The 7,969-nt window shown below is 73.7% G+C and carries 9 protein-coding genes and 1 riboswitch; of the genes, 5 read left to right on the plus strand and 4 right to left on the minus strand.

The genetic code is table 11. The annotated features are described in order from the left end of the window. Nucleotides 1-55 precede the first annotated feature (55 nt). From RBH18_RS29560 to RBH18_RS29570, 3 genes are read right to left on the minus strand one after another with little or no spacing between them, the layout of a single operon-like run. A complete protein-coding gene (locus tag RBH18_RS29560) occupies nucleotides 56-1,057 on the minus strand; it encodes a FecCD family ABC transporter permease (protein ID WP_306213726.1) in 1,002 nt (333 codons plus the stop codon). Further along, nucleotides 1,054-2,010: a FecCD family ABC transporter permease gene (locus RBH18_RS29565; RefSeq protein WP_306213727.1), complete on the minus strand. Its 957-nt coding sequence runs from the start codon at nucleotides 2,008-2,010 to the stop codon at nucleotides 1,054-1,056. Before RBH18_RS29565 ends, RBH18_RS29560 begins: the two co-directional genes overlap by 4 nt. 32 nt (nucleotides 2,011-2,042) lie before the next feature. Further along, nucleotides 2,043-3,065, minus strand: coding sequence for an ABC transporter substrate-binding protein (locus RBH18_RS29570; protein ID WP_306213728.1), 1,023 nt, complete (start codon nucleotides 3,063-3,065; stop codon nucleotides 2,043-2,045). A gap of 28 nt (nucleotides 3,066-3,093) precedes the next feature. Further along, nucleotides 3,094-3,271, minus strand: a riboswitch (cobalamin riboswitch). A 123-nt stretch (nucleotides 3,272-3,394) separates the two neighbouring features. Between RBH18_RS29570 and RBH18_RS29575 the strand changes: the two genes are divergently transcribed. Further along, nucleotides 3,395-4,327 (plus strand): methyltransferase domain-containing protein, encoded by a 933-nt coding sequence (locus tag RBH18_RS29575; RefSeq protein WP_306213729.1) that lies wholly within the window; start codon nucleotides 3,395-3,397, stop codon nucleotides 4,325-4,327. A gap of 146 nt (nucleotides 4,328-4,473) precedes the next feature. Here the strand turns inward: RBH18_RS29575 and RBH18_RS29580 are convergent, their stop codons facing one another. Next, nucleotides 4,474-4,773: a hypothetical protein gene (locus RBH18_RS29580; protein ID WP_306213730.1), complete on the minus strand. Its 300-nt coding sequence runs from the start codon at nucleotides 4,771-4,773 to the stop codon at nucleotides 4,474-4,476. 19 nt (nucleotides 4,774-4,792) lie between these two features. On the opposite strand from RBH18_RS29580, the gene RBH18_RS29585 reads away from it, so the two are divergent. The 4 genes from RBH18_RS29585 to RBH18_RS29600 all read left to right on the plus strand — a co-directional run. Beyond that, nucleotides 4,793-5,194 (plus strand): AbfB domain-containing protein, encoded by a 402-nt coding sequence (locus RBH18_RS29585; RefSeq protein WP_306213731.1) that lies wholly within the window; start codon nucleotides 4,793-4,795, stop codon nucleotides 5,192-5,194. Between the two features lie 42 nt (nucleotides 5,195-5,236). Continuing rightward, nucleotides 5,237-5,728 (plus strand): hypothetical protein, encoded by a 492-nt coding sequence (locus tag RBH18_RS29590; protein WP_306213732.1) that lies wholly within the window; start codon nucleotides 5,237-5,239, stop codon nucleotides 5,726-5,728. A gap of 3 nt (nucleotides 5,729-5,731) precedes the next feature. After that, a complete protein-coding gene (locus RBH18_RS29595; protein ID WP_306213733.1) occupies nucleotides 5,732-6,562 on the plus strand; it encodes an NAD(P)-dependent oxidoreductase in 831 nt (276 codons plus the stop codon). Nucleotides 6,563-6,605: 43 nt separating this feature from the next. Continuing rightward, the coding region (locus RBH18_RS29600; protein ID WP_306213734.1) for an aminotransferase class I/II-fold pyridoxal phosphate-dependent enzyme at nucleotides 6,606-7,969 on the plus strand (1,364 nt) is incomplete at its 3' end.

A 7,969-nucleotide genomic window follows, 5' to 3' on the forward strand; every position in this document is an offset into this window, starting at 1 on the left:
GACCGGCAGGCCTGGTCGGCGCTGTGGGCGTGGGCCGCCGCCGAGCCCGGGCCGGTCAGCCGGTGCGCCCGACGCGGTTGGCTCGGGCCAGCAGCCAGACGAGCAGGGGGGCACCGAGCACGGTCGTCAGCACGCCGACCGGCAGCTCGATGGGGGCGAAGACCCGGCGGGCGGCGAGGTCGGCGACCGCGAGCAGCGCGCCGCCCACGGCTGCCGAGGGGAGCAGGGCAACGCCACGCTCGTGGACCAGGCGGCGGGCGATCTGCGGGGCGGCGAGGGCGACGAAGGCGATGGGTCCCGCCGCGGCGGTCGCCACGGCGGCGAGGGCGACGGCGGTCAGCAGCAGGCCGGCCCGGGCGCGTTCGGCGTGCACCCCCAGGCCGCGGGCGAGGTCGTCGCCGAGTTCCAGGGCGCGCAGCGGCGCGGCCAGCCGCAGCGCCACGGGCAGCAGCACGGCGAGCGCGACCAGGACCGGGACGATCTGCGCCCAGGTACGCCCGGCCAGGCTCCCCGTCAGCCAAATCGACGCCTGCTCGGCGGTGTAGATGTTCGCGGTGCTCAGCACGTACGAGACGACCGAGGTGAGCATCGCGGTGACGCCGATGCCGACCAGCACCAGCCGGTAGCCGCTCACGCCCCGCCGCCGCGACAGCACGTAGATCGCCGTGGCGGCGGCGAAGGCCCCGCCCAGCGCCCCGAACGCCACGGTCCGCGCGTCGGCGGCGAAGACCACGATGAGGAGTACGGCCGCCGTGGCCGCCCCCGCGTTGATGCCCACGATGTCCGGGCTCGCCAGCGGGTTGCGCACGACGCGCTGCACGATCGCCCCGGACAGCCCGAACGCCGCGCCGACCGCGATCGCGCCCAGCGCCCGGGGCAGCCGCAGCTCCAGGACGACGTACGCGCTGCGCCGGGTCGCCCCGGGGCCGCCGGTGAGCACGGTGAGCACATCGGACAGTGGCAGCGGATAGTCGCCCACGGTCACGGCGGCCACCAGGGTGACGAGCGCGACGAGCAGCGCGACGACGGTGACCGTGACCGCCCGGCCGGTCCTCACAGCGCGGCCGGCCCGCGGCGGCGTACGAGGGCTATGAAGAAGGGTGCCCCGGCGATCGCCGTCACGATGCCCGCCTGCAGTTCCTGGGGCCGCGCGACGACGCGGCCGAGGATGTCGGCCGCGAGCAGCACGGCCGGGGCCAGCACCGCCGAGTACGGCAGCACCCACCGGTACGACGGACCGGTCAGCGCGCGGGCCATGTGCGGCACGGTGAGCCCCACGAAGGCGATCGGGCCGGCGAGCGCCACCGCGGTCCCGGCGAGCACCACGACACCCAGCGCGGCGGTCGCCCGGCCCACCGTCAGGGACTGCCCCAGCGATCGGGCCAGGTCGTCGCCGAGGGCGAGTGCGTCGAGCGCCCGTACGGAAGCAACCGCCAGCACCGCACCCACCGCGAGAAACGGCACCGACGCCCGCAGCACCGTGGCGTCCGCGGAGGTCAGCGCGCCCACCGACCAGTAGCGGTAGGCCGTGAACGTGGTGATGTCCAGCAGCGTCACCGCAGTGGTCAACCCGCCCAGCAGCGCGGTCGCCGCGGCACCGGCCAGGGCCAGCTTTACCGGCGTCGCCCCGCCGCGGCCGAGCGAGCCGAGCGCGTACACCGCCGTGCCGGCCAGCGCGGCCCCGCCGAACGAGAACCACACCCAGCCGGCGAAGGTGTGCGCGCCCGCGACCGCGATTCCCAGGACGACGGCGAGGGCCGCGCCCGCGTTGACACCGAGGACCTCCGGGCCGGCGAGCGCGTTGCGGGTCAGCCCCTGCAGCAGCGCCCCGGCGACGCCGAGTGCGGCACCGCCGAGCAGCCCGACCAGGGTGCGCGGGACGCGGAGGTACTGCACGATGCGTTGCACGTCGGAGCCGTCGGGGTGCACGTACGCGTCCAGCGCCGCGCGCAGCCCGATGCCCTGGTTGCCGATCAGCACCGAGGCGAGCGCGACGGCCGTCAGCACCACGACGGCGGCGAGCAGGCCGAGGGCGCGGCGGCTCAGAACCGCTCCGGATGCAGCAGCTTCGCCAGGTTCGCGATCGCGTCGGCGTTGCGTACCCCGGGGGTGATCTCGGCGAAGGTGACCGCGTAGAGCCGGCCGTCGCGGACGGCGGGCAGGTTGGCGAGGGCGGGGTCGGCCTTCAGGCCGTCGATGACGCTCTGCGCGCCTTCGGGGCCCACGTCGGCGCCGCAGCAGGCGGGCACCACGATGACGTCGGGCTTGCGCTTGATGAGTTCCTCGGTGCCGATCCGGGTGAGCCGGCCCGCGACGTCGTCGAAGGCCTGGGTGCCGCCGGCCCGCTCGATGATCGTGGTGGCGACGTCGCCGGTGCCGAAGACGCGCAGCTCACCGTTGCCGGGCCGGTTCAGCATGGCGACCCGCGGCCGCTGCACCCCGGCAAGCTTGGCGTCGGTTTCCGCCACGGTCCGCCGCATCCGGGCGACGAGGGCGTCGGCCCGCGCGCCGGCGCCCAGCACCCGGCCGAGATCGGTCAGGTTCCGGTAGACGCCGTCGAGGGTGACGTCGTTGGTGGCCAGATCCTTCTGGTCCCTGCCGTCCGCGGTGGGACAGAACTGGGTGAACAGGTACGAGCCGATGCCGATCCGGTCGAGCTCGGCGCGGCTGCCCAGGCCCTCCGCGGTGAAGGCCCCGGTGAAGCCGGAGACCACGAAGTCGGGGTCGAGGCGCAGCACCTCCTCGCGGCTCGGGTACTCCTCCGGGTAGTAGGCGGGCCGCTCGTCGCCGGGGCGGAACTGGGCGGCGTACTCGGGGAGCAGCGGGTTGTCCAGGTAGGCGGCGCCGACCAGCTTGTCGCCGGCGCCGAGGGCGTACACGGCCTCGATGCCGTTGTGGAAGGCGGCGAAGACCCGCGCCGGCGGCCGGCCGGCCGGCACCGCGACGCCGCAGTTGCTGACGGTCACGGCGCCGCTCGCCGCGGGGGACGCGGGTTCGCCGGCCCCGGCGCAGCCGGACAGGATCATGAGCAGAATCAGTGGGGGCCACAGAGCGCGCACGCGCATGGGGACCGCCTTCCAGCACCTCGTGGACGGGTCGTTGCGTGCCGTGGCCGGTCTCCTGGCTGACGGGTGATGCCCCGGCGACCGGCCTTCCCAGGCGCGCAGGCGCCCAGTGACCTGACGAGTGGCCGTCGGTGTCCCGTTCACAGTGGCGAGGGCCGCGCCGGTTTCCCACCGGCTTCCCGAACACCACGGCGACGGCAGCTTAGCCGTCCGGCGGTGCCGCCCTCATCATGATCCACGACACGTGCGGCGGGCGCGGACGCCCGGCGGCGCCGCTTTGTCCGGCGATGTGACCACGGCGGCCCGGGCGGTCACTTATCGTGCAACGCATGGGACGGGCCGACAGGCGTTCGGCGCAGACGGTCGAGTGGCTGCGCGGCAACCCCTCGCTGGAGGAGCTGGCCGAGGCCTATCCCGACGTCTGGCTGCAGGCGCAGCAGGACGTCGCACAGGTGCTCGAACGGGACGACAAGGACGAGATCCGGGACTACATCTCGCGGGTGTCCCGGCCGCAGGCGCCGTCGCGGGGGCGGGCGTCGTCGCTGAGCGAGCGGCTGCACCGCGAGATCCGCCGCCAGATGACCATCCACCTGCTCAAGCAGGCGATTCTCAGCGCCTCCACCGGCGTGCGGGAGGGGCGGGTCCGATTCAACCTCGTCGCCGGCCTGGTGGCGCAGCGGCTGCTGTTCCGGCGCGGCCTGGAGCGCAAGCCCGTGCCGCTGGCCGCCTTCCGCGCGATCTGGCCGCTGCTGCGGGGTCAGCGGCGGCTGCTGATGCCGTTGGTGCAGCCGCGGGGCATCTGGTGCTTCTACTCGCGCCCGCTGATCGACCGGCTCGCCGCGCTCGTCGGGGACCGGTCGTGCCTGGAGATCGCCGCGGGGGACGGGACGTTGTCGCGTTTTCTCGCCGACGCGGGCGTCCGCATCACCGCCACCGACGACTACAGCTGGAACGACAGCATCACCTTTCCGGAGTCCGTGCTCCGCGAGGACGCGCGCACCGCGCTGCGCAAGCACCGGCCGCAGGTGGTCATCTGCTCATGGCCGCCCGCGGGCAATTCCTTCGAGCAGTACGTGTTCACCACGCCGACCGTCGAGCAGTACATCGTGATCGGCTCCCGGCACGAGGCCGCGACCGGGAACTGGGCGGCCTATCGCGAGCAGACGGACTTCGCTCTCGCCGAGGATCCCGCGCTCGGCCGGCTGGTGCTGCCGCCCGAGGTCGACCATGCGGTGCGCGTCTTCACCCGTACCCAAAGTTAATTGATGCATTTCAACTCTTGATCCGGCAACGATCTTGCCCGAAAATCTCTCGGGGAACATGGGTAGAGCCGTGGCGGCGGCTTGTGACCGGGGAGATCTGTAAAGTTTATGAACCGTCCGCCGTGGCCAGGCAGGATTACTTTCACCTACACCCGGATCATCGCCGGAGGCGCCGCCCTCACCGTTGCCGCAATGGCAATACTGATCGGCGCCTGGGGCCGGGAGTCGCCGCGAAGTGCGAGCCTGCCGTTCGTCGAGCCGACCGGATATCGCAGCACCGGGCCGGCCGTGCCGGTGCCCATTGTCACGACCACCGGGCCGGCCCCGATAGCCGTCCGGACCCGGTCGGGAAGCCGGCCGTTGCCGGTGGCGCGCGGGACGCAGCCGTCGGCCCGCCCGGCACCCTCGCCGGCGCCGACCACGGCTCCGCCGCCGCGGCTCGACACCAGGATCAGCCTGGCAGCAGTGCCCTCCGAGGGCGTACCGCTGCTGCTGCGGCACCGCGACTTCCGGCTCCGGCTCGATCCGGTGAGCGCCCGCAGCGACGCGCTCAGCCGGGCGGACGCGACCTTCGTGCTCCGGCGCGGGCTCGCCGACCCGGAATGCTTCTCTCTGGAATCGGTCAATTATCCGGGCCTCTTCGTGCGCCATCGGAATTTCCGCATCCTGCTGACCCGTCCCGACGGGGCGGCCGATGCGACTTTCTGCACGGAACAAGGCGGTAGCGCGGCGGCGGGCGGGCTGTTGCTGCGTTCGGTGAACTTTCCGGACCGGCGGATCGCGGCGCACGGCGACGAGCTGAGTCTGGCCGCCGTTCCGGCGAGCGGGGCGCAACTATTCCGGATGACGTCGCCCGCGGCGCCGTGACGGCCGGGTGAAGGGAGCGAGGGAAAGACGCATCCGGACGTGATGAACGCGCGAATCGACGTGCCAGGAAACGGCCGGGAAACCGTACTCCGATGGGTGCGGGTGGTGCATCTCGGCAACGGCAACGACGCGGTGTGGCGCACGCTGACCCACGATCTGCGGCTGACCGTCGCGCAGCACTATCTGATGGCGATCGGCCGGACCGGCGACGACGAGCGGGCCGCCCGGCTGGCCGCGGGCGATCCGGCGGACGAGGGGTTCCGCTACATGGTCGACCGGCAGTGCGCGGCGTGGCGCGCCGAGCTCGTCCCGCTGATCCACACGGCGGAGATCGTCGCGCACGGCCCGGTCGGCGCGGATCTGGAGTCGGTCGTCGTCGCCAGCGCCCGGCCGGCCCGGCACAGCGCGGCCGAGCAGGTCACCTTCACGTTCATGCTGCAGCACGGCCCGCAGGCGACGGCGGTGGCCGCCGTCGGCGCCTGGCTACCGCTGCCGGGCTGGCCGCCGGAGCGGTGGACACTCCCGCACACTTGAGCCATGACTGTGGTCGGAGTGGTGGGCCCGGGCTACATGGGCGCCGGGCTGGGCGGGGCGCTGCGGACCGGCGGCGCCCGGGTGGTGACGACGCTGGCCGGGCGGTCCGACCGGTCCCGCCGGCTGGCCGGGGCGGCGGGGCTGGAGGTGCTGCCCGCGCTGGAGGATGTGCTGGCCGCGGCGGACGTGGTGCTGTCCGTGGTGCCGCCGGGTCAGGCGGTGGCCACCGCGCGGGCCCTGGCAGCCGCGATGCCGGGGGGAGCGCGGCCCCTGGTCGCGGACCTCAACGCCGTGGCGCCGGGGACGATGCGGGAGATCGCGGGGATCCTCGGCGAGGTGGTCGACGGCTCGATCTCGGGACCGCCGCCGAGCGCGACGCCCGGCGCCCGGATCTATCTCTGCGGCGACCGGGCCGCGGAGATCGCCGGGCTGCCGTGGGACGGCCAGGTCGACCCGATCGTCGTGGCGGGCGAGGTGGGTACGGCCAGCGCCCTCAAGATGTGCACGGCGAGCGTCTACAAGGGCCTGACCGCCCTGGTCACGCAAGCTATGCGGGCGGCCGGGCACTACGGCGTGCTCGACGAGGTGCTGGCCGATCTGGCCAAGGCGGGCCTGGACAACTCCGCGAGCGTGCCGCGCGCCGCGACCAAGGCCCACCGGTTCGTCGACGAGATGCGCGAGATCGCGGCCGCCCAGGCGGGGGCGGGGCTCACTCCCGCCCTGTTCGAGGCGATGGCCGAGGTCTACGCGGACGTGGCGACGACCCGCCTCGCGCAGGGTGACCCCGAGACCACCGGCAGCCTGCCGCCCGCGGAGACAATCGCCCGGCTCTGACGGCTTCCTGTTTCAAATGCGCTGGTAGAGGTACAGAACAGGCATGTCGCTCGACCACAGCAAGGCGCCGTTCCTCGATGCTCTCGCGGACTACCACCGCAAGGACCGGTACGGGTTCACGCCGCCGGGACATCGGCAGGGGCGCGGGGCCGATCCGCGGGCCCGGGAGATCCTCGGCGCCGAGACCTACCGGGCGGATCTGCTGGCCGCGAGCGGGCTGGACGACCGCTCGTCCTCGCACGGCTATCTCAGCAAGGCCGAGGAGCTGATGGCCGACGCCGTCGGGTCCGCGCAGGCGTTCTTCTCGACCGCCGGCAGCTCGCTGTCGGTCAAGGCCGCCATGCTGGCCGTCGCCGGCGACCGCGGCGAGCTGCTGATCGGCCGGGACGCCCACAAGTCGGTGGTCGCCGGCCTGGTCTTCACCGGCGTCGAGCCGCGCTGGGTCGACGTGCGCTACGACGACAAGCTGCACCTGGCCCACCCGCCGTCGCCGGAGCAGCTCGAGGAGGCCTGGCAGCGGCACCCGGACGCGACGGGCGCGCTGATCGTCAGCCCGACGCCCTACGGCACCTGCGCCGACATCGAGGGCCTGGCCGAGGTGTGCCACCGCCGGGGCAAGCCGCTGATCGTGGACGAGGCCTGGGGCGCGCACCTGCCCTTCCACGAGGACCTGCCGACGTGGGCGATGAACGCCGGCGCCGACATCTGCGTGGTCAGCGTGCACAAGATGGGCACCGGCTTCGAGCAGGGTTCGGTGCTGCACTCGCAGGGCGACCTGGTCGACCCGGTCCACCTGGCGGCCTGCGCCGACCTGCTGATGACCACCAGCCCCAACACCATCGTGTACGCCGCCCTCGACGCGTGGCGCCGCCAGATGGTCGAGCACGGGCACGAGCTGCTCGCCGGCGGGCTGGCCGTGGCCCGCGACGTGCGCGCCCGGATCGGGGACATCGCCGGGCTGCACGTCCTGCGGGACGAGCTGGTCGCCGTCGAGGCCAGCCACGACCTCGACGAGCTGCAGGTGCTCATCGACGTGAGCGCCCTCGACCTCAACGGCTACCAGGCCGCCGACTGGCTGCGCGAGCACCGGCGCCTCGACGTGGGCCTCTCCGACCACCGCCGGATCCTGGCCACCATGTCGATGGCGGACGACGCCGGCACCGCGCAACGCCTGCTGGACGGGCTGCGGGCGCTGACCGAGGCGGCGCCGGGTCTGCCGCGTGCCAGGACCGTCGACCTGCCGCCGCCCGGCCAGTTCGACATCGAGCCGGTCATCTCTCCCCGCGAGGCCTTCTTCGGCGAGACCGAGAACGTCCCCGTCGACCGGGCCGCCGGACGCATCTGCGCCGAGCAGATCACGCCGTACCCGCCGGGCATCCCCGCCCTGATCCCGGGCGAGCGGATCAG

The sequence above is a fragment of the Actinoplanes oryzae genome (assembly GCF_030757795.1).
Classification (GTDB): domain Bacteria; phylum Actinomycetota; class Actinomycetes; order Mycobacteriales; family Micromonosporaceae; genus Actinoplanes.